This window comes from Mycobacterium sp. 1164985.4 (assembly GCF_001668575.1).
Classification (GTDB): domain Bacteria; phylum Actinomycetota; class Actinomycetes; order Mycobacteriales; family Mycobacteriaceae; genus Mycobacterium.
The window spans coordinates 1-20,762 of the sequence record NZ_LZMD01000089.1 but is presented as its reverse complement, the minus strand read 5'-3'; the positions used below and the strand labels follow the sequence as shown (position 1 = coordinate 20,762).

Here is a 20,762-nt window from a genome sequence, read left to right as displayed (position 1 = left end):
GCAGTTCACACGGTCGGGCTGACAGGATTTGAACCTGCGACCACTTGACCCCCAGTCAAGTGCGCTACCAAACTGCGCCACAGCCCGCGGTGCCGCCGGGATCGCCGGCAGCAGGTCGAAATGCTACCGCAGGCTTGCCCTGCAATCCCAACCGCCACCGATGCGACCCTGCGGAGAGCGGGCCCACTCACCCGCCGACAGCGACGCTTTGGGCGTCGTCGGCCGCCGGCACCGACGCCACCGGCCGGCGGTACCGCCACGCCACGTAAAGCGCTGCCGCCCAGGCGATCACGATCAGCGTGTAAACCCCTGTCGACCACGGCCACTGGATACCGAAGTAGTGCACCAGCTTCTGGCTGTTGGTCAGCACGATCACACCGCCGACGGCGGTACCCAGCAATGCAGGCCGTATCCGGCTGACGAGCCAGGCAGCGAACGGGGCGGCGATCACGCCACCCACGGCCAGGCCGAGAACCACCGGCAGGTTCTGAACGAATTCCTCGCGCAGCCCCACACCGAAACCGGCCGACGCTGACGCCGCCACCAAAAACTCCGACGCACTGACCGAACCGATCACCGTGCGCGGGGCGGTTTTACCGCGGGACAACAGCGTGCTCGTCGTCACCGGGCCCCAACCGCCGCCACCGGACGCATCGATGAACCCGCCGAACAGACCGAGCGGACTCAGGAACTTCGCCGTGTGCGGCGTTTCGCCGTGTCGCATCACCGGCGGGTTGCGCAGCGAGAACCGCAGCAGCACGTAGGCACCGATCGCGACCAGGATCGCCGCCATCAGCGGGGCGGCGTGCTCCGTCGACAGCCACGACAGCACGGTCGCACCGACGAAGGCCCCGATCGCACCGGGCAGGCCAAGCTTCAGCACGATCGACCAGTCGATGTTCTTGAATCGCCAGTGCGACAGACCGGACGCCAGGGTCGTGCCGACCTCCGCCAGGTGCACGGCAGCACTCGCCTGCGCGGCGCCGAGTCCGCTCAGCACCAGCAGCGTGGAGGCCGTCACGCCGAACGCCATGCCCAGCGCGCCGTCCACCAACTGCGCTCCGACACCGACGAGCGTGAATATCAGAAGCGAACGCATACGTTCGACTGCTTTCGAAAGTGGTCAGCGCGAGGAGCGCGACGGACGGACGGGTGGCGCGGAATCAGATGCGCGCGCGACACCACTCGTCGAAGGCGATGATCCGCCGTGACGGCCAGAACGGCTCGAGGGCGCAGAGGGCCGACGGCGCGGTGCGGAATCGGCGTTCGGCCACCGCGCTCCCCCTCTCCTGCTCAGACGGCTTCATGCAACCGTACCCAAGTGCTCTAGACAGTCAGCAATCGGTACAGACCGATGATTCCCACCACCACGATGACCGCACGCAACGCGTTGGGTGAGAGTCGACGACCGTAGCGGGCTCCGAGGAAGCCACCGACCAGGGAACCCAGCGCGATCAACCCGGCCGCCGCCCAGCTGATCCGGTCGAACGCCACCAGCGTGTACGCCACGGCCGCGACCACGTTGACCACCAGCGACAGCAGGTTCTTGGCGGCGTTCATGCGCTGCATGTTCTCGGGCAGCAGTGCACCCATTGCGGCGATCAGCAGGATCCCCTGTGCCGCGGTGAAGTAGCCCCCGTAGATCCCGACCGCGAACGTCGCGAAGACGACGGCGGCCATGCGGCGCCGCGACACGTGCTCGGCGGACTGCCCCGCGGCCTCGGCCCGTGTCCGCGCATACGACTGGATCCGCGGGCCGATGACCACCAGCATCAGCGCCGCGATCAGAAGCACCGGGACGACCTGCTCGAACACCGTCTCCGGCAGGTGCAGCAGCAGCCACGCGCCGAGCACCGCTCCGGCGAACGACGCCGGGATCTGCCAGCGCAGCCGGTGCCACTGCCCCCGCAATTCGCGGCGGTATCCCCAGGTGCCCGACACCCCGCCGGCCACCAAACCGATGGCGTTCGACATCGTCGCCGTCACGGGCGGATAACCCAGCGTCACCAGCGTCGGAAACGTGATCAGAGTGCCGGAGCCGACAAGCGTGTTGATCGCGCCGGCTCCCAAGCCCGCCAATGCGATGAGGACCATGTCGACGACGGGCACTGGCGCAACTCTACTAAGCGGTTTCGGTGCGGTACTGGTCGCGCAGCGATTGATTACGCACCGAAATCCCCATCACCGCGAGCGCGATCCCCGCTTCTCGCGCATCCGCACGTTGATCCGGATCGGGCTGCCCTCGAAGCCGAACGTCTCGCGCAGTCGCCGCTCCAGGAACCGCCGATAACCCGCTTCCAGGAAACCGGTGGTGAACAGCACAAACGTTGGCGGCCGGGCGGTCGCCTGGGTCGCGAACAGGATCCGCGGCTGCTTACCACCGCGCACCGGCGGCGGATGCGCCGCGATCACTTCCTTGAAGAACGTGTTCAGACGGCCCGTCGGCACGCGGGTGTCCCACGACTCCAGCGACTTCTCCAACGCGGGCACCAGCTTCTGCACCGCGCGACCGGTCTTCGCGGAGATGTTCACCCGCGGCGCCCACTGCAGCTGCACGAGTTCGCGGTCGATCTCACGGTCCAGCAGGTTGCGCCGGTCCTCATCGACCAGGTCCCACTTGTTGAATGCGAGCACGAGCGCCCGGCCGGCCTCGATCACCATCGACAGCACGCGCTGGTCCTGCTCGGTCAGCGGCTGCGAGGCGTCGATCAACACGATCGCCACCTCGGCCGCGTCGATGGCGCCGTGCGTGCGCACCGACGCGTAGAACTCGTGTCCACTCGCCTGGCCAACCTTGCGCCGCAGACCCGCGGTGTCGACGAACCGCCACACTTTGCCGTCCATCTCGATCAGCGAGTCGACCGGATCGACCGTGGTGCCCGCGACGTCGTGGACCACCGAGCGCTGATCGCCCGCCAGCCGGTTCAGCAGTGAGCTCTTGCCCACATTCGGCTTGCCCACCAATGCAACCCGGCGCGGTCCTCCCCCACCGCTCGACATCTCTGACACCGTGGGCAGCGCGTCGATCACGGTGTCGAGCAGATCGGCCACCCCGCGGCCGTGCATGGCGCTGATCGGGTGCGGCTCACCCAGACCCAGCGACCACAGCATCGCGGCGTCGGCCTCGCCGCGCTCGCTGTCGACCTTGTTGGCCGCCAGGAACACCGGCTTACCCGAGCGCTGAAGCAGTTTCGCGGCCGCCTCGTCAGCGGAGGTCGCGCCGACCACCGAGTCGACGACGAAGATGATCGCGTCGGCGGTGCGCATGGCGACCGACGCCTGCTCGGCGACCAGCTGCTGCAGGCCCTTCGCGTCGGGCTCCCAACCACCCGTGTCCTGCAGAACGAACCGACGGCCCAGCCACAGCGCGTCATAGGACACGCGGTCACGGGTCACCCCGGGCACGTCCTGCACGACGGCTTCGCGCCGGCCCAGGATGCGGTTCACCAGCGTGGACTTACCGACGTTCGGGCGCCCGACGACGGCGACGACCGGCGGCGCTGCGGCCGCCTCCTCGATGGCTTCGGCGATGTCTCCTGGGATGTCTCCTGCGATCTCCCAATCGCTTTCGTCGACCCAGGTGCCGTCCTCGCTCATCGCTGCACTCCTGCCCGCTCCCGCACGAGGTGCGTCAGATGTTCGATCACCTCGGGCTGCGTCATCGCGCTGGTGTCGACGACGACGGCGTCGTCGGCGGGCCGCAACGGCGACACCGCTCGCGTGGAGTCGAGGTGATCGCGTCGCTTGACGTCGGCCAGCACCGCCTCGTAGTCGTCGGCCAGCCCGGCCGCCTTGTTCTGGTCATTGCGGCGCCACGCTCGCTCCTCGGCCGACGCGGTCAGGAAGATCTTCACGTCGGCGTCGGGTAGCACGACCGTGCCGATGTCGCGGCCCTCCACGACGACACTGCCCTGCCGGGTGGCCAGCTGCCGTTGGATGTCGACGAGCCGCGTGCGCACCGCGGGCACCGCCGAGACCGCAGACACCGCCTGGGTCACCGCGTCACCGCGGATCTCGGCCGAAACGTCTTCTCCGTCAAGATAAGAGCGGTCTTCGTCGGGGTCGTGACCCACCACGAGTTCAACAGCGGCGGCCGCCGAGGCGACGGCTTCGGCGTCGGCGAGATCGACCCCGGCACGCAGCACCGCCAGCGTCACGATCCGGTACATCGCTCCGGTATCGAGATAGCGAGCGTTCAGTTCACGCGCCAAACCCCTTGACACCGTGGACTTCCCGGTTCCGGCGGGGCCGTCGACGGCGATCACCAGTGATGTCACAGGCCGACCGCCTTGTACAACTCGCCGAGTTCCTTCTGCGTCAGCACCCGGATGCTGCCGGGACGCTGCTCACCCAGCGCGACGGTGCCGATGTGGGTCCGCACCAGCTCCTGCACGGGATAGCCGACGGCGGCGAGCATTCGGCGCACGATCCGCTTGCGGCCCTCGTGCAACGTCACCCGCACCAGGGTCTTGCCGGGAGCCTTGTCGACGACGGCGAAGTCGTCGACCCGCGCCGGCCCGTCGTCGAGCTCGACGCCGTTGCGCAGTTCGCGGCCCAGCCCGCGCGGAACCGCGCCCAGGACGGTGGCCAGGTACGTTTTGGGCACCTCGAACGACGGGTGCATCAGCCGGTGCGCCAGCTCGCCGTCGTTGGTCAGCAGCATCAGCCCCTCGGTGTCGGCGTCGAGCCGACCGACGTGGAACAGCTTCTTGTTTCCGCGGACCCGGTGCTCGACGAGGTCGCCGATGCACGGGCGGCCCCGGTCGTCGGACATCGTCGAGTGCATGCCCTTGGGTTTGTTGATCGCCAGGTGCACCAGGGTGTCGTCGACCGTGACCCGCGCGCCGTCGACCCGGATCACCGAGACCTCGGGGTCGACGCGGGTGCCCAGCTCGGTGACGATGCGGTCGTCGACTTCGACGCGGCCGTCCCTGATCATCTTCTCGGCCACCCGGCGCGACGCAATTCCGGCCTGCGACAACACCTTCTGCAGTCGCACGCCCTCGGACTCAGCCATTCGCATCGGTGTCCACGTCGAACGACAGCGGCTGTTCGGGTGCCGGCGCGCCGCTGAGCTTCATGAAACGCGGGTCTTCGTCGAGGGTTTCGCTGAGATCGTCGATCACGTCGACGTCGGGCAGCAGCGGGGCGATGTCGGGAAGATCGGCCAGCGACGTCAGCCCCAGCCGTTCGAGGAACAGTTCCGTGGTGGCGAAAGTCACCGCGCCCGAGTCGGGATCGGTGCCCGCCTCGGTGATCAGGCCGCGGGCCACCAGCGTGCGCATCACCGCATCGACGTTGACCCCGCGCACCGCGCTCACCCGGGCGCGCGTCACCGGCTGCCGGTAGGCCACCACGGCGAGCGTCTCCAGCGCCGCGCGGGTCAGCTTCGAGCGGGCGCCGTCGAGCAGCAACCGCTCCACGTAGGGGGCGTAGCGCGACCGGGTGTACATCCGCCAGCCACCACCGGCTTCACGCAAGTCGATGCCGCTGTCGCGGTCGCTGTACTGCTGCGCCATCGCCTGGAGTTTGGCCGCGACACGGTAGGGCGGCTGCTCGATCGCCAGCGCCAGCTGCTCGACGGTCGCCGGTGTGTCGACCACCAGCAGCAGCGCCTCGAGCACCGCGCCGAGTTCACCGTCGTCCATCTCGGGCGGTTCGGCGACGTCGATTCCCAGACCGGCACTGTCGGCCGCGACGCCCTCGTGGTCGAGGTCCGTCGCGACCTCGTCGAGGTTGTCGTGGTCTTCGCTATCCATACTGATTTTCTTCCACCGCCAGCTGTTGATGTGTCGGCCGCTCACCGGTCCACGAAATCTGCAGCACACCAAGCGGTTCAGGTTGTTCGAATGCTACCGCCCTGGCGCGGTAGAGCTCGAGGAGCGCCAGGAACCGTCCGACGATCTCGATCGGGGCGTCGCAGTCGGCGACCAGATCCCGGAACGACGCCCACTGGCCGATCCCCCGGCTCTCCAGCAGCGCCATCAGGTTACCGATCTGCTCTGGCACCGACACCGCCGCATGGTGCAGATGCTCGGTGCTCACGGTCGGCACCGGCCGCGGCGTGAACGCCGCCGCGGCGATCTGCGCGAAGTCCTGGGCGTCGACGCCGATCATCACTTCGGGCAGCAGCTGCGAGAAGCGTTCCTCCAGCGCCACGGCGCGCGGGTAGCTGCGTAGCGCCGCGGCCTCCAGTTCTGCGAACATCTCGGCGACGTGTTTGAACGCGCGGTACTGCAGCAGCCGAGCGAACAGCAGGTCCCGCACCTCGAGCAGGGCGAGATCCTCTTCGTCGTGCACCTCGCCGGCCGGCAGCAGCCGAGCGGCCTTCAGGTCGAGCAGGGTCGCGGCGATCACCAGGAACGCGGTGGTCTCGTCGAGCTCCAGCTGGCGGCCGATCGCCTTGGTGTAGGCGATGAAATCGTCGGTGACCTGGTGCAGCGCCACCTCGGTGACGTCGAGGCGGTGCGCGAAGATCAACTGCAGGAGCAGGTCGAACGGACCCTCGAAATTACTCAGCCGAACCTGGAAACCCGACTGCGGAGATTCATCCGAATCCGTGGTTGCCGCGGCTTCGGTCTCCGTCACCGCGTCATTCACGCGCCGAACCGGTGGATGACCTCGCGAGCCAGCGATCGATATGATTGCGCCCCACCGGATTTCGGTGCCCACGTGGTGATCGGTTCACCGGCGACGCTGGTCTCGGGGAAACGCACCGTACGGGTGATGACGGTGTCGAATACGAGGTCGCCGAAGCGCTCCACTACACGGGCCATGACTTCCCGAGAGTTTACGGTGCGCGGGTCGTAGCGGGTGATCAGGATGCCGCTGATCGACAGCTTGGGGTTCAGCCGATCGTGCACCTTGTCGACGGTGTCGGTCAGCAGCGCCAGGCCGCGTAGCGAGAAGAACTCGCACTCGGTCGGGATGATCACTCCGTCGCTGCAGGCCAGGCCGTTCACGGTGAGCAACCCGAGCGAGGGCTGGCAGTCGATCAGAACGTAGTCATAGCGGTCCAGCACCGGGTACAGCGCACGGGCCAGCGACTGCTCGCGACCCACCTCGTTGACCAGCTGGATCTCAGCAGCCGACAGGTCGATGTTGCTGGGCACCAGGTCGAGGTTCTTGACGCGGGTGTGGATCAGCACGTTGTCGATCGACACCCGGGGTTCGACCAGCAGGTTGTGCACGGTGTGTTCGAGTTCGTAGTGCGGCACCCCCAGGCCCGCCGACAGCGCGCCCTGAGGGTCGAGATCGACGAGCAGCACGCGACGGCCGTACTCGGCGAGGCTGGCGCCGAGGTTGATCGTCGACGTGGTCTTACCGACCCCACCCTTCTGGTTGCACATCGCGATGACCTTGGCCGGACCGTGCGTCGTCCTCGGCTCCGGTTCGGGAATGCTCCGGGGTGGACGGCCGGTCAGGCCAATCGGTTCCGGCGTTCCGCCGCCCCCTGCGTCGTCGCTCATACCAGACCGTCGCTGGTCAGGCAGTTCACAGACATGGCGGACATCCGGGCAAGTTTAACGGCAGGAACGGCGCAGGTCAGCCAGACCCGCGGGCAACTTGAAAGCCGAATGCACCGCATCGCGTCCTAAGCTGACGCCATGGGCTTGAGGCAACGGATTCCGCTGCTGAGATGGTCGTTCCTGCGGATGGCCGTTGGCGCGCGCAACATCTTCACGACCGGTCAGATTGGCGACGGCCGCGAGGCGGCCGCCCGCGACTACGTGCTGGCCAATGCGCGGCGCAACGACATCGACGACGTCATCGCCACGATCGACCGGTTCGCCTATGAGAAATCGTTCCTGATCAACGTCGGCGATGAGAAGGGCGCGATCCTCGACGCCGCGGTGCGCGGCGCGGACCCGCAGTTGGTGCTCGAGCTCGGCACCTACTGCGGATACGGCGCGCTGCGTCTGGCCAGGGCGGCACCGTCGGCGCGGATCTATTCGGTCGAACTCGCCGAGGCCAACGCGGAGATCGCCCGCAGCATCTGGGCGCACGCGGGTGTGGCCGACCGCGTCACGTGTGTCGTCGGCACGATCGGCGACGGCGGTCGCACGCTCGACGCGCTGGGCTCCGAGCACGGATTCGGCCCGGGACTGCTCGACGTGCTGTTCCTCGACCACGACAAGGACGCGTACCTGACCGACCTGCAGAGCATCCTGGATCGCAGCTGGCTGCACCCCGGATCCGTGGTCGTCGCCGACAACGTCAAGGTGCCGGGGGCTCCGAAGTACCGCGAGTACATGCGGCGGCAACAGGGCAAGCTGTTCGACACCGTCGAGCACAAGACCCATGCGGAGTATCAGACGATGCTCGCCGACCTGGTGCTCGAGTCGCGCTACCGGGGCTGACCTCTTTTCCGCCTCTTTCCGCAAGCAGGCGGAAACTGCGCAAAATCACCGCGGAATTTCCGGCAGTTTTGCGTCTGCTCGCGCTGTTTGGGTGACCCTCAGCGCGCCCGCGGATGTGCGCCGGCCCAGACCTCCCGCAGAGCGTTGACGGTGACCATGGTGTAGATCTGCGTGGTCGTCACCGAGGCGTGGCCGAGCAGCTCCTGCACCACGCGCACGTCGGCGCCGCCGTCGAGCAGATGCGTGGCGAACGAGTGCCGCAGCACATGCGGCGACACCGCGGCGGTGATGCCGGCCCGCTCGGCGGCATCCTGCAGCACCTGCCACGCGCTCTGCCGCGACAGCCGCCCGCCGCGGGCGTTGAGGAAGATCGCGGGGGTGCCCCGTCCGCGGCGAGCCAGATCCGGGCGCCCACGCACGAAGTAGGCGTCCAGCGCGGTGACGGCGGGCCTGCCGATCGGGACCAGCCGGTGTTTGCCGCCCTTGCCGCGCAGCAGGAGCGAGCGCGCACGGGTGTCGACGTCGTCGACGTCGAGGCCGACCGCCTCCGAGATCCGGGCTCCGGTCGAGTACAGCAGTTCGAGCAGTGCCCGGTTACGCAGCGTGAGCGGGCTGTCGGCGCCGCTGTCGCCGCCCGCGGCCTCGAGCAGGGCGAGCACCTCGTCGATCGACAGGCTCTTGGGCAGCCGCCTGCTCGGGGTCGGCGGCCTGACCTCCGAGGCGACGTCCAGCTCGGTCAGCCCCTCGGCGGCGGCGAAGCGGTGCAGACCGCGCACCGCGATCAGCGCTCGCGCGGCAGAGACGGCCGACAACGGAGCCATGCCCGCCTCGGCGTCGCCGCGGCGCAGCGCCACCAGGAACTCGCTGACATCGGTTTCGGTCACTTTGGTCAGGTCGTCCACGCCGCGCGCGGTCAGGTGTTCGATGTAGCGACGCAGGTCGCGCCGGTAGGAGCTCAACGTGTTGGCCGCCGCACCGCGTTCGATGGTCAGGTGGTCGAGATAACCCTGGACCTGACTTTCGAGCGCGGACGTGAAGGTCGTCACGGATGCCCCTGACGGCGACCGAATGAGGTGGGGCGATCGATCCACGGCGCGTCGACGTCCCGCAGCGAGCCGGGGTTCGTGACGGTGTGGACGGCCAGAATGCCGCTCACTGCAATGGAATTCACGATCTCGCCCGCAAACACCAGGCGCACCGCCTCCTCGAGCGGATACCACCGCAGCGTCAGGTCGGCTTCCTCGTCGTGGGCATCGGGGCGCCCGACGTTGCTAAGCCCGGTGGCCAGGTACACCCGCACGCTCTCGTCGCTGAAGCCCGGCGCGGAGTCCAGATCGACCAGCACCCGCCAGGCGATGGCCGACAGCCCGGCCTCTTCCTTGAGTTCGCGCGCGGCGGTCACGTGTGGCGGTTCGCCGCCGAGGTCGAGCAGGCCGGCGGGCAGCTCCCAGAGGCGTCGCCCCAGCGGATGCCGGTACTGGTAGACCATCGCGATGTTGCGGTCGTCGTCCATCGCGAGCACAGCGACGGCGCCGTAGTGCTCGACGACCTCGCGGCGGGCGGTGTGCCCGCCGGGCATGCGGACCTCGTCGGCGCGCAACGCGAAGATCTTCCCGACGTAGAGGGTTTCGGAGGCGACCGTCTCGAAGTCGTGGTCAGCCACGGGTCGCGGGCTCTTGCAGGAGGGCTCCCACCTTGTCGGCATGCTCGACGCCGTTGGAGCGCTGCTCGGGGATGTCCATACCGGGGAGCCGCTCCTCCGCCTTGTAGTCGAGCGCCGCCCCGACGAACGCGACGAACAGCGGATGCGGCCGGGTGGGCCTGCTCTTGAGTTCGGGGTGCGCCTGGGTGCCAACGATGAAGCGATGCACGTCGCGCGGGTATTCGACGAACTCGACGAGGTGCCCGTCCGGGGACGTCCCGGAGAACCGCAGACCGCTCTCGCCGATGCGGTCGCGGTACTCGTTGTTCACCTCATAGCGGTGACGATGCCGCTCCGACACCTCGGTGGCGTCGTAGGCCGCGGCGACGATCGAACCGGCTTCCAGCACAGCCGGATACGCGCCCAGACGCATGGTGCCGCCGAGATCGGCCTCGCCGGCGACGGCGTCACGCTGATCGGCCATCGTGGAGATCACCGGGTGCGGGGTGGTCGGATCGAACTCCGCGGAGTTGGCGTCGGCGATGCCGACCGAACGAGCCGCCTCGATCACGATGCACTGCAGGCCCAGGCACAGGCCCAACACGGGCAGGCCACGCTTGCGGGCGTACTGGATCGCGCCGATCTTGCCCTCGATGCCGCGGATGCCGAAGCCGCCCGGAATGAGTACGCCGTGCACGTCGGCCAGCGCCGCGGCCGCGTCGCCGTCGATCTCGCAGTCGTCGGAGGCCACCCAGCGCATCTCTACCTTGGCCCGGTGCGCGAACCCGCCCGCCCGCAGCGCCTCGGCCACCGACAAATAGGCGTCCGACAAGTCGATGTACTTGCCCACCAACGCGATTCGCACCGTCTCGTGCGGTTCGTGCACGCGCTGAAGCAGGTCGTTCCACTGCGTCCAGTCGACGTCGCGGAACGGCAGATTCAGCCGACGCACTACGTACGCGTCGAGTTCCTCGCGGTGCAGCACCTTGGGGATGTCGTAGATCGAGGGCGCGTCGGGGGTGGAGATGACGCCGTCGATGTCGACGTCGCACATCAGCGCGATCTTGTTCTTCAGCGGTTCGGGCACATCACGGTCGCACCGCAGGATCAGCGCGTCTGGGGTGATACCGATGCTGCGCAGAGCAGCCACCGAATGCTGCGTCGGTTTGGTCTTCAACTCCCCCGACGGCGCCATGTACGGCACCAGCGAGCAGTGCAGGAAGAAGCAGTTCTCGCGGCCCACCTCGTGGCGGACCTGCCGCGCGGCCTCCAGGAACGGCAGCGATTCGATATCGCCGACAGTGCCACCGATCTCGGTGATCACCACATCGGGGCGACGACCGTCGACGTCCGGCGTGGCCATCTCGAGGATGCGGGCCTTGATCTCGTCCGTGATGTGCGGAATCACCTGCACGGTGTCGCCGAGGTACTCGCCGCGGCGTTCCTTGGCGATTACCGACGAATACACCTGTCCCGTCGTGACGTTCGCCGATCCGGACAGGTTGCGGTCGAGGAAGCGCTCATAGTGCCCGACGTCGAGGTCGGTCTCGGCGCCGTCCTCGGTGACGAACACTTCACCGTGCTGGAACGGGTTCATGGTGCCCGGGTCGACGTTGAGGTAGGGGTCGAGCTTCTGCATCGTCACCTGCAGTCCGCGCGCGGTCAGCAGTTGGCCGAGGCTCGACGCGGTGAGACCCTTGCCGAGCGAGGAGACGACGCCGCCGGTGACGAAGAGGTGCTTGGTGGCCGTCTGGGGGTGCTTGCGTAAGGGTTTCACTGAAAGGCACCTCCGTGACGACGGGCAGGGCTTACGTTCCTAGGCTGATTCCTAGTTTGGGGCCTGCCGACCCACGGAACCCCACCCTAACACCGAGGCCGACACCCCGTCGGTGACGCGCCGAGGGCCCGAGCGTCACTGCGGGACGGTGACCGACGTCGACCCCTGGCCGATGCCGTACTGGCCAGGCCGTCCGCCGTTGACCAGATCACTCAACGCCAGCACCGAGGTGATGCGGCCGGCCTCGGTGTCAACGTCGTCGACCGTGGTCACCGCCGAAGTCAGCGCGGGGTCCGCGCGGGTCACGGCGATCGCCGCGGTACCCGACGCCGAGCCGTCGCGGCCCACCAGCACCGTGCCCGTGCCGTGTGGGGCAAGCCCGCCGGCGAATCGGGCGACTGTTGCGCCGCGGTTACCGGCGTCGTCGCCCAGCGGGCCGCCGGTCACGATCAGCGCGGTGTTCGCCGCGCCGACCCGGTCGCCGTAGGTGATGAAGCCGGTGTCCCGCAGCGTCGCGAGCACCGTTTCGCGTTGGGTGTCGTCGACGGTCTGCACCTTGGGGTCGCGGTTGATCAGCAGTGCGATGCCCAGCAGGTCACCGGCCTGCGAGCCCTGGTCGACCGACGTCGTGCTCAACTGCTTGCCGGCGGGCACGATCGGTGAATTGACGACCGACAGCAGCTTCTCGGCGGCGTGGGCCTCGACGAACTGCGGCGTGAGACCCACCGTCCCGCTGACCGTGCCACCGGCCTGACCGACCAGTCGCGTCACCGCGTCGACGTCGTCGTCGGAGGCGTCCGGAGTGCGGAAGAGCACCACCGACTTGTCAACGAACGTGTCACGAAGAATGCGCGGTGACATCTGGGCGTCGAACTCCCCTGCCGCACCGAGCTTTTCGTTGAGTCCGTTGCGCTCGTCGGTCAGGGAGTTGATCCGGTCCTGCAGTTCGTGTTTGTCGTCGCGCAGACCCGAGAGCACAGTGTTGGACAACAACCCCGAGCCGAGGGCGACACCGATGGCGAGCGCGAGGAACACCGCCGCCAGCGAAATCGCGTGTGTACGTAGGGATATCATCGGGTGCTCCTAGGTGACCCAGCCCTGGACCCAGAGCGAGAAGCGGTTCCAGTAATCGGCGATCCAGTCCAGCATCGCGGCATCGACGCGCGCCACCCACAGCGCGACGATCACCGCGATCAGTACGGCGAGCACCAGCAGCGCGATGGCGCCGCCTGACACCCGGCTGCGGTACAGCGTGGCAACGGCCTTGGCGTCGACGAGCTTCTCCCCGACCTTGAGCCGGGTCAGGAACGTCGACGGGTTGCTCTGCTGGCGGGCCCGGTCGAAGAACTCCTCGATGCTCGCGGTGTGGCCGGCGGTGACGATCAGTGACGCACCGTGGTGGTCACAGAGCAGCAGCGCCAGGTCGGCCGCCGATCCCGCAGCGGGGAACGTCATCGCGCCGACCCCCAGGTCCTGGATTCGTTCGAGCCCGGCGGCGTGCCCGTCGGCGTCGGCGGGAAGCACCACCTGCGCCCCGCACCGCAACACCTCGGCGCTCATCTTGTCGGGGTCGCCAACGATGAGTTGCGGCCGATAGCCGGCCTTGCGGAGCACGTCGGCTCCGGTGCCGACGCCGACCAGCACCGGTTGGTATTCCTTGATGAACGGTTTGAGCGCCCTGAGGTCGACGGCGGCGTCGACGTCCTCGGCGACGATCACCACATGGCGCCGGTTGAGGTCGACGTCGATGTCGGGGATGCCGATCCCGTCGATCAACAGCGGGCTCTCACTGCGAATGAACTCGATGGTGTTGCCGGCGAACGCCTCGAGGTGGGCCACCAGCCCGCTCTTGGCCTCGTGCATCAACTCGTGGATCTCGTGGTCGGTGCGCTCGACGCCCTGCACGAGGCAGCGGTCGCCGGTGTAGACCCCGCCGTCGTGGAGCCGCACCCGCGCGCCGTCCTTGACCTTCTTGAAGACGTCGTCGCCGGTGTCGTCGATCAGCGTGATCCCATTCGCGACCAGAACCTCCGGCCCGAGGTTCGGATACCGCCCGGAGATGGACGGAGATGCGTTGACAACGGCCGTGACGCCGGACTCGACCAGCGCGTCGGCCGTGATCCGATCCAGGTCAAGCGCGTCGATGACGACGATGTCGCCGGGGGTGATGCGCCGCAGGAGTCGATCGATGTCGCGGTCGACCCGGGCCGTGCCGGTGATGCCCGGGCGTGAGCTGGCATTGCGAGATAGCAGCGCTGACATCTTCATGCGCCGATTTTGTCGAGATCAGCGGACTATCTGTCGGAGGCGCGCCGTATCATCTGTCCCTTTTGTCACACACGTAACAGCTCAGCGGATCGGTTCGAACAATTCCACGAGGTTGCCGGAGGGATCGCAGACCAAAGCCTGCCGGCCGCCGCGGCCGGTGATGACGTCGGCGCGCAGCTGAACACCTGACTCGGCGAGTCGGCTCACGGCGTCGTCAAGGTCGTTGACTTTCAATTGGATTCGGTTCCATCCGCCGGGAGCGGGACGGCTGCCGTCGCTGAGCGACTGGCCCGCGCCGCCTCCGCCACCGGGCGAGTTCAGAAGGAGCCTCAACTCGTCGCGACGGAGCATGGCGAACCCGGGTCCGGGGCGCATGGCCACCTCGAAGTGCAGCTTGTCGGTGTAGAAGCGGACGGCGGCGTCGACGTCGTCCACGATGTAGCGAACACTAATGCCTGTCATAATCGCACCTCCTGGCAGTTATGATACACCTATGTCCCAAAGTCGCCAGGCCGATCCGCGCGTCGAGCACTCCCGCAGGGCCATCCTCCGCGCAGCGCTCGATGAATTCGCCGACGCTGGATATGCGGGTTTCCGGATGGAGTCGGTCTCCACCCGCGCACGCGTCGGCCGGAGCACCCTCTACCGGCACTGGCCGGACAAGGCTGCATTGATCGCCGATGCGCTCGAGACACTCAACGTCCAACCGGACCCGGGTCGCGAAGCGCCCACGGGGACGGCCCGCGAGCGGGTCGAGATCCTGCTCGCGCACCTCGCCCGCGCTCTGAGTGACTCTGCGGTCTCGGCCTGTATCCCGGCCCTTGTGCACGCCGCGGAGACCGAGCCGGAGATCCGCCGGTTCTTTCGCACGTATTCGGCGCAGCGGCGCCGTCGGCTCACCGACACGATCGCGTCGGGTGTCGACGACGGGGAGTTTCCCGCGCGCGTCGATCCCGAGGCCGCTTCGGTGGCGCTGTCGGGCGCGCTGTTCTACCGCCGGCTGGCGACCGACGAACCCGCCGGCGAGGAGTTCCTCAAGGCACTGGTCGACACGATGCTGGGCGGCTAATCGCCTTCAGCGCGCTCCTTCTGCGCGGCCTCGAGCAGTTCTCGGGCATGGGCGCGCCCGCTGTCCGACTCACCCAGCCCGGCAAGCATGCGCGCCAGCTCGGCTACCCGCTCATCGTCGTCGAGGCGGCGCACCCCGCTCGCCTTCTTCCCGCCGTCTCCCGCGACGACAAGGTGCACGTCGGCATACGCGGCGACCTGAGGCAGGTGGGTGACGACGATGACCTGATGGGTGCGGGCCAACCGACCCAACCGACGGCCGATCTGGACCGCGGCCCGTCCCCCGACACCGGCGTCGACCTCGTCGAACACCATCGTCGTGCCCTCGGCCGATGCGGACAACACGACCTCGAGGGCCAACATGACCCGCGAGAGCTCACCGCCCGACGCGCTCTTGTGCAACGGCAGTACGTCGGTGCCGTGAGCGCTGAACCCGAACTCGACGTTGTCCACGCCGTCGCGCCCGGCGTGCACGGTCTCACCTGAGGACAACACGACGGGCGCCGAGTCGTCGGCACGGGCTGACAGCGGGCCAACCGACACGGTGAACACCGCGCCGGTCATGGCCAGCCCGGACAGCTCTGCGGTCACCGCCTTGGCCAACCCCTTGGCCGCTTTGTTGCGTGCCCTGGTCAATTCGGCTGCGGCGTAGACGGTTTTGGCCTCGAGTTCGTCGACGCGTCGCTGAAGGCCGGCCAGCGCTTCTTCAGACACGTCGAGCTGTGCCAGGCGGTCCCGGGACTCGCGAGCCCAGTCGAGCACGCCGTCGATGTCGGCGGCGTACTTGCGGGTGAGGGAACGCAGTTCGGCCTGGCGCGCCAGCTTCGTCTCCAGCGCGCTGGTGTCGGTCGGCAACCCCGACAGATAGGTGCCGAGTTCGCTGCTGACGTTGGTGATCACCGCGACGGCTTCGCTGAGCTGCTGCGCCAGCCCGGTCAAGGCGGTGTCACCCGTCGCCTCGAGTGCCGACTTGGCCTGTGCGACACCGTGAGTAGCCGACATCGCGTCGGGCGTGGGGTCGTCAGGACCTGCGAGCGCGGCACGGGCGACCTGGGCGGCATCGCGCAAGGCGTCGAGTTCGGAGAGCCGTCGGATGTCGTCGACGAGCGCATTGTCCTCGCCGGGTTGCGGTGCCACGGCATCGATCTCGTTGAGCCCGAACTTCAGCCGGTCGGCCTCGAGCGCCATTTCGCGTGCCCGCTGGGTGCGGTCCAGCAGGTCGCGTCGGGTCGCCAGCCACTCCTCGCGCACGCGGCGGTACCGCTTCAACTGCGTCTCGACGTCGGCGAACCGGTCGAGGGCGGCGCGTTGCTCCTCGGGCCGCATCAATCGCAGCTGGTCGTTCTGCCCATGCAGGGTGAGCAGTTCGGCGGTGAAGCTGCTCAGCGACTTCGCCGGGACGCTGCGACCCCCGAGGTAGGCCCGCGACGGGCCGTCTCGGCTGACCGAGCGGGCGGCGATCACGCTGCCGTCGTCGTCGCGTTCGGCGCCCGAACTCTCGAGGATCTCGTCGACCTGCGACGCCACGCCGTCACCGAGTTCGGTTGTGGTGAACCGTCCTTCGACCAGCGCGCGGTTGGCGCCGGATCGCACCCGGGTGGCGTCGGCGCGGGCACCGCCGAGCAGGTGCAGTCCGGTGACCACCATCGTCTTGCCCGTCCCAGTCTCGCCGGTCAACACCGTGAAACCGCGGTCGAACTCGGCGGTCGCGGTGCTGATCGCACCGAGTGACTCGATTCGGATCTCGGAAAGCACTACTGACCGCGCCACCCCGTGACCGGCAACCGGAACTTGCGCACGAGGCGGTCGGTGAACGGTGCGCTGTCGAGGCGCACCCACTTCACCGGGGTCCCGCAGCGGGTGACCTCCAACCGCCCCCCGGCGGGCACCACCATCTCGCGGCGGCCGTCGCAGAACACCAGCGCGTCGTGTCCGCGGGCTTCCACCTCGATCGCGATGGCGGCCTCGGGACTGGTGACCATCGGGCGGGCGAACAGCGCGTGAGCGTTGTTCGGCACCACGAGAATTGCCTCCAGCTCGGGCCACACGATCGGGCCGCCGGCCGAGAACGCCCACGCCGTCGACCCGGTCGGCGTCGCCACCAGCACCCCGTCGCAGCCGAACGACGACACCGGGCGCCCGTCGACTTCGAGGACCGCTCCCAGCACCCCGAGGCGGGGCCCTTTTTCGAGACTGGCCTCGTTGAGCGCCCAGCCGCGGTCGACGATCTCCCCGTTCACCCGCACTACGACGTCGAGCGTCATCCGCTCCTCGACGCGGTAGTCGCGGTTGACGACTCGCTCGAGCACCGTATCGATGGAATCGGCCTCGGCCTCGGCGAGAAACCCGATGCGGCCGAGATTGACTCCCAGCACCGGGATTTCGACATTGCGTGCGAGTTCGGCGGCGCGCAGAAAGGTGCCATCGCCACCGAGGACCAGGACGAGTTCGCACCCTTCGGCGGCGCGCTCCTGGGCGTCGACCACCTCGATCTCCACACCGAGGGCGCGCATGTCGTCGGGCGACAGGTGAACGGGTCCGCGGTCGACCGCCTCGGCCGAGAGGACCTTGAGCCCGATTCCGTTGTCGCCGAGGGTTTTCTGTACGCGACGAGCGACCTCGGTGACTTCATCGCGTCCGGTGTGTACCACCATCAGGATCGTGCGGTCGGCGTTCACTGCGGTCCCTCCGCGACGGCGGTGTGCACGGCGTCTTCGAGCTCCTCGCCCGTGAGCCCGGTGTCCTTTCGCAAATGCAGGAAGTATTCGACGTTGCCGGACGGGCCCGGAAGCGGGCTCGCGGTTACCGCGACGGGATACCAGCGCATCTCGGCGGCGCGGCGGGCCACCGAGAGTACCGCGTCGGCGCGCAGTGCCGGATCGGAGACCACGCCTCCTGCGCCGACCCGATCCTTGCCGACCTCGAACTGCGGTTTCACCATCGGAACGATATCGGCGTCGGGTGCCGCGCAGGATGTCAGCGCCGGTAGCACTGTGGACAGCGAGATGAACGACAGATCGGCGACGATCAGGTCGACTTGGCCGCCGATAGCGTCGGACGTCAGCTCGCGGACGTTGGTGCGTTCCATCACGGCGACCCGCGGGTCGTTGCGCAGCGACCACGCCAGCTGGCCGTAGCCGACGTCGGCGGCGATCACCTCGCGGGCACCGCGGTCGAGCAGCACTTCGGTGAAGCCCCCCGTCGAGGCGCCGGCGTCCAGGCACCGCTTGCCGTCGACGGAGAGGCCGAAGGCGTCCAGTGCGCCGATCAGTTTGTGCGCGCCGCGCGACACCCAAGTGCGTTCGTCGGTGCCCTCGACCGTGAGGTTGGACGTGATCACGACGGCGGTGGCGGGTTTGGCGGCCGGCATTCCGTCGATGCTCACCCGTCCCGCACCGATCAGCTCGGCCGCCTGCTGGCGGGATCGGGCCAGTCCCCGTCGCACCAACTCGGCGTCCACTCGCGCGCGCCGTGCCACGGCGCTCAGCCCTTCTCGACCGACTCGAGCGCCTGCACGAGCACGTCGTGCGCCTCTTCAAGCCGTGCCGCAAGCAGCTCGATGTCGGCGTCGGCCAGGTTGACACCCTCCTGCGCGGGGTCGGGCAGGTCTGCCAGCAACTCCGCGATCCGGGCGCGAATCTGTTCGGGATCGGTACTCATGTCGAGGTTCACGCTAGCTGATTCGGCTGGGGAAGCAGGGACCACCGCTGCAGGGCCTGGTGCGCGGTGTCGTCGCCGGCGCTGACGGTCACCGACCGGCCGTCGATGCGAGCGTTCCACACGGCGTGGGCCGCCGCCCGCACCACCGAGAGCGCATCGCCGGGGTCACCGCCGGTGGAGTGCACGGTCACCGAGGCCGAGTCGGCGTCGACGCGCCAGGCCGGGTGGTCCCCGATGCGCAGCGCGTCGGCAGCGGAACCGAGCGATCGCAGGTCGGCGGCCAGATAGGTCGGCCGTTCGGATGCGTGGGCGCGGATGAGGTCGGCAGCGGTGCTGACGCCGGTGAGCACGAGCAGGCTGGGCAGCCCGGCGGCGTTGGCTCCGGCGATATCGGTGTCGAGGCGGTCGCCGACGACCAGCGGCGTCTGAAATGTGCCGCGAGCCAAGGCATCGGTGAGCAGGGTCGGCTGCGGCTTACCCGCCACCTGCGGTTCGCGGTCGGTCGCCGCGCGCAACGCCGCCACCATGGAGCCGTTGCCGGGCAGCAGGCCGCGTTCCGAGGGCAGGGTCAGGTCGACGTTGGCCGCCACCCACAGCGCGCCGGCGCGGATCGCCAGGGCCGCTTCGGCGAGGTCGGGCCAACCGGTCTGCGGTGAGTGTCCCTGGACGACGGCGACCGGTTCGTCCGACCACTGCCGGACGGGTTTGAGGCCCATGCGGCTGACCTCGGCGGCGAGCGCATCGGTTCCGACGACGAGAACTCCTGCACCAGCGGGTAATTGGGAGGCCAGCAGCCGCGCGGCGCTCTGTGCGCTGGTGACGACGTCGTCGGCGACGGCACTGAAGCCGAGGGCATTGAGGTGCTCGGCGACGTCGGCGGGTTCACGCGAGGCGTTGTTGGTGACGTAGAGAGTCCGGGCTCGAATCGTCGCTAAGGTATCGACTGCACCGATGGTGGCTTCGTGGCCACGGAACACGGTGCCGTCGAGATCCAGGAGGAGGCAATCGTGCTCTTCGGCGAGTGCGGTCACCTCAGGAGAGCTCCGTGATGCGCTCTTCGGCGTCCGTCGCACCCTCCAGATCGGCCCGCGCGGCGTTGATGAACCATTGCAGCGCGTCCTCGTTGCGACCAAGGGCGAGAAGCGTTTCGGCGTACACATAGAACAGGCGTGCCGCGGTGTGTCCGGTTCGCGTCGCGTCCAGCTGGGGTGTCGACAAAAGCGCCAGGGCTTGCTCGTGTTGGCCGAGATCCGAGCGGGCACCGGCCACGACGATCCGCAGCTCGTCGGCTTCGTCGCCGGTGAGTTGTGTGGCTTCCGGGCTGCGAGCGAGTTCGATCGCGCGTTCCGGGCGGCCGACGCCGCGTTCGCAGTCGGCGATCAGCGCCAGCAGTGACGATCGACTGCCCATCCGCCGAGCGGCGCGCAGTTCGGCGAGGGCCTGCGCCCAGTCCCCGCAGTGGTAGGCGGCGATGCCGACGGCTTCGCGTACCGCGGGGATGCGGGCGGCGCGGGCACGCGCGGCCCGCGCATGCTCGAGCGCGGCCTGCGGATCCTCGTCGATGATCTGGCCGGCGGCCACCAAGTGGCGGGCGACGAAGTCGGCGGTGTTGCGGTCCAGCGTGGTGAGTTCACCGCGGACATCGGGCGCGAGCTGCCTGGGTTCGATGCCGTAGGGTATCGGCGGACCCGATGACTGACGGGGCTCGCGGTCGGGCTTGGGTTGTGCCCTGCGGGCTCGGTTCGGACCGGAGCTGCGCGGTGCCGAACGCTGCGGACGGCGCCCGTCGGCGCCGCCCCTTCTGTCCTCAGCCACGTATGCCTTTCTACCCGATGGACGAGTCTCGCGATAATACGTAATAGCTTGCCGCGAAATAGAATTACCCCCCACGCAATTGTGGGGGGTAATCCTAATTTGTGTTCGGCGGTGTCCTACTTTTCCGCCCGTGTGGGGCAGTATCATTGGCGCTGGCAGGCTTAGCTTCCGG

Annotated in this window: 23 protein-coding genes and 1 tRNA gene; 2 read left to right on the top strand and 22 right to left on the bottom strand. The window is 68.4% G+C overall.

The genetic code is table 11. The features are described from left to right. Nucleotides 1–13 precede the first annotated feature (13 nt). From A5650_RS20710 to A5650_RS20670, 10 genes are all read right to left on the bottom strand, one after another. Nucleotides 14–87, bottom strand: a tRNA-Pro gene (locus tag A5650_RS20710). 100 nt (nt 88–187) lie between these two features. Next, nucleotides 188–1,099, bottom strand: coding sequence for a sulfite exporter TauE/SafE family protein (locus tag A5650_RS20705; protein WP_067296007.1), 912 nt, complete (start codon nt 1,097–1,099; stop codon nt 188–190). Nucleotides 1,100–1,163: 64 nt separating this feature from the next. Beyond that, a complete protein-coding gene (locus A5650_RS26955) occupies nt 1,164–1,307 on the bottom strand; it encodes a hypothetical protein (RefSeq protein ID WP_197501933.1) in 144 nt (47 codons plus the stop codon). Nucleotides 1,308–1,326: 19 nt separating this feature from the next. After that, entirely contained in the window at nt 1,327–2,094 is a 768-nt protein-coding gene (locus tag A5650_RS20700; RefSeq protein WP_197501934.1) for a sulfite exporter TauE/SafE family protein, read from the bottom strand. 87 nt (nt 2,095–2,181) lie between these two features. Next, nucleotides 2,182–3,597 (bottom strand): ribosome biogenesis GTPase Der, encoded by a 1,416-nt coding sequence (gene der, locus A5650_RS20695; RefSeq protein ID WP_067296000.1) that lies wholly within the window; start codon nt 3,595–3,597, stop codon nt 2,182–2,184. Next, entirely contained in the window at nt 3,594–4,277 is a 684-nt protein-coding gene (cmk, locus tag A5650_RS20690; RefSeq protein ID WP_067295997.1) for a (d)CMP kinase, read from the bottom strand. The genes der and cmk overlap by 4 nt, the downstream gene beginning before the upstream one ends. Further along, entirely contained in the window at nt 4,274–5,017 is a 744-nt protein-coding gene (locus tag A5650_RS20685; protein ID WP_067084589.1) for a pseudouridine synthase, read from the bottom strand. Before A5650_RS20685 ends, cmk begins: the two co-directional genes overlap by 4 nt. Then, a complete protein-coding gene (gene scpB, locus A5650_RS20680; protein ID WP_067296055.1) occupies nt 5,010–5,648 on the bottom strand; it encodes an SMC-Scp complex subunit ScpB in 639 nt (212 codons plus the stop codon). The genes A5650_RS20685 and scpB overlap by 8 nt, the downstream gene beginning before the upstream one ends. Before the next feature lie 103 nt (nt 5,649–5,751). Further along, nucleotides 5,752–6,588 carry a segregation/condensation protein A gene (locus A5650_RS20675; RefSeq protein ID WP_082950865.1) on the bottom strand — a complete coding sequence of 279 codons (837 nt, stop codon included), beginning with the start codon at nt 6,586–6,588 and terminating at the stop codon, nt 5,752–5,754. 8 nt (nt 6,589–6,596) lie between these two features. Next, entirely contained in the window at nt 6,597–7,469 is an 873-nt protein-coding gene (locus A5650_RS20670) for a ParA family protein (protein ID WP_067295991.1), read from the bottom strand. 138 nt (nt 7,470–7,607) lie between these two features. Between A5650_RS20670 and A5650_RS20665 the strand changes: the two genes are divergently transcribed. Next, nucleotides 7,608–8,360 (top strand): O-methyltransferase, encoded by a 753-nt coding sequence (locus tag A5650_RS20665; protein WP_067295989.1) that lies wholly within the window; start codon nt 7,608–7,610, stop codon nt 8,358–8,360. Between the two features lie 98 nt (nt 8,361–8,458). On the opposite strand, the gene xerD is transcribed toward A5650_RS20665, so the two are convergent. The 6 genes from xerD to A5650_RS20635 all read right to left on the bottom strand — a co-directional run bounded on the left by xerD (nt 8,459) and on the right by A5650_RS20635 (nt 14,509). Continuing rightward, on the bottom strand, nt 8,459–9,406 hold the full coding sequence (gene xerD, locus A5650_RS20660) for a site-specific tyrosine recombinase XerD (RefSeq protein WP_067295986.1): 948 nt from the start codon (nt 9,404–9,406) through the stop codon (nt 8,459–8,461). Beyond that, complete coding sequence (locus A5650_RS20655) at nt 9,403–10,023, bottom strand: NUDIX domain-containing protein (protein WP_067295983.1); 621 nt, start codon at nt 10,021–10,023, stop codon at nt 9,403–9,405. Before A5650_RS20655 ends, xerD begins: the two co-directional genes overlap by 4 nt. Then, nucleotides 10,016–11,779 (bottom strand): CTP synthase, encoded by a 1,764-nt coding sequence (gene pyrG / locus A5650_RS20650; RefSeq protein ID WP_067295981.1) that lies wholly within the window; start codon nt 11,777–11,779, stop codon nt 10,016–10,018. The genes A5650_RS20655 and pyrG overlap by 8 nt, the downstream gene beginning before the upstream one ends. 135 nt (nt 11,780–11,914) lie before the next feature. Next, on the bottom strand, nt 11,915–12,853 hold the full coding sequence (locus A5650_RS20645) for a copper transporter (RefSeq protein WP_067295978.1): 939 nt from the start codon (nt 12,851–12,853) through the stop codon (nt 11,915–11,917). 9 nt (nt 12,854–12,862) lie between these two features. Continuing rightward, nucleotides 12,863–14,047: a putative cytokinetic ring protein SteA gene (gene steA, locus A5650_RS20640; RefSeq protein WP_067295975.1), complete on the bottom strand. Its 1,185-nt coding sequence runs from the start codon at nt 14,045–14,047 to the stop codon at nt 12,863–12,865. Between the two features lie 81 nt (nt 14,048–14,128). After that, the gene (locus tag A5650_RS20635; protein ID WP_067295972.1) at nt 14,129–14,509 is read right to left on the bottom strand and encodes a VOC family protein; all 381 of its coding nucleotides are present in this window, start codon (nt 14,507–14,509) and stop codon (nt 14,129–14,131) included. 31 nt (nt 14,510–14,540) lie between these two features. Between A5650_RS20635 and A5650_RS20630 the strand changes: the two genes are divergently transcribed. Beyond that, a complete protein-coding gene (locus tag A5650_RS20630) occupies nt 14,541–15,116 on the top strand; it encodes a TetR/AcrR family transcriptional regulator (protein ID WP_067295967.1) in 576 nt (191 codons plus the stop codon). On the opposite strand, the gene recN is transcribed toward A5650_RS20630, so the two are convergent. From recN to A5650_RS20600, 6 genes are read right to left on the bottom strand one after another with little or no spacing between them, the layout of a single operon-like run. Next, nucleotides 15,113–16,870, bottom strand: coding sequence for a DNA repair protein RecN (gene recN, locus A5650_RS20625; protein WP_067295965.1), 1,758 nt, complete (start codon nt 16,868–16,870; stop codon nt 15,113–15,115). The genes A5650_RS20630 and recN overlap by 4 nt on opposite strands. Continuing rightward, nucleotides 16,870–17,793, bottom strand: coding sequence for an NAD kinase (locus tag A5650_RS20620; RefSeq protein WP_082950859.1), 924 nt, complete (start codon nt 17,791–17,793; stop codon nt 16,870–16,872). The genes recN and A5650_RS20620 overlap by 1 nt, the downstream gene beginning before the upstream one ends. Next, nucleotides 17,790–18,593, bottom strand: a complete 804-nt coding sequence (locus A5650_RS20615) for a TlyA family RNA methyltransferase (protein WP_067295962.1) — start codon at nt 18,591–18,593, stop codon at nt 17,790–17,792. Before A5650_RS20615 ends, A5650_RS20620 begins: the two co-directional genes overlap by 4 nt. A gap of 5 nt (nt 18,594–18,598) precedes the next feature. Continuing rightward, nucleotides 18,599–18,775: a hypothetical protein gene (locus tag A5650_RS27185; RefSeq protein ID WP_090277879.1), complete on the bottom strand. Its 177-nt coding sequence runs from the start codon at nt 18,773–18,775 to the stop codon at nt 18,599–18,601. A gap of 8 nt (nt 18,776–18,783) precedes the next feature. Then, nucleotides 18,784–19,806, bottom strand: a complete 1,023-nt coding sequence (locus tag A5650_RS20605; RefSeq protein ID WP_067295957.1) for an HAD-IIA family hydrolase — start codon at nt 19,804–19,806, stop codon at nt 18,784–18,786. A gap of 1 nt (nt 19,807) precedes the next feature. Further along, on the bottom strand, nt 19,808–20,590 hold the full coding sequence (locus A5650_RS20600) for a tetratricopeptide repeat protein (protein ID WP_231992690.1): 783 nt from the start codon (nt 20,588–20,590) through the stop codon (nt 19,808–19,810). Nucleotides 20,591–20,762: the final 172 nt, after the last annotated feature.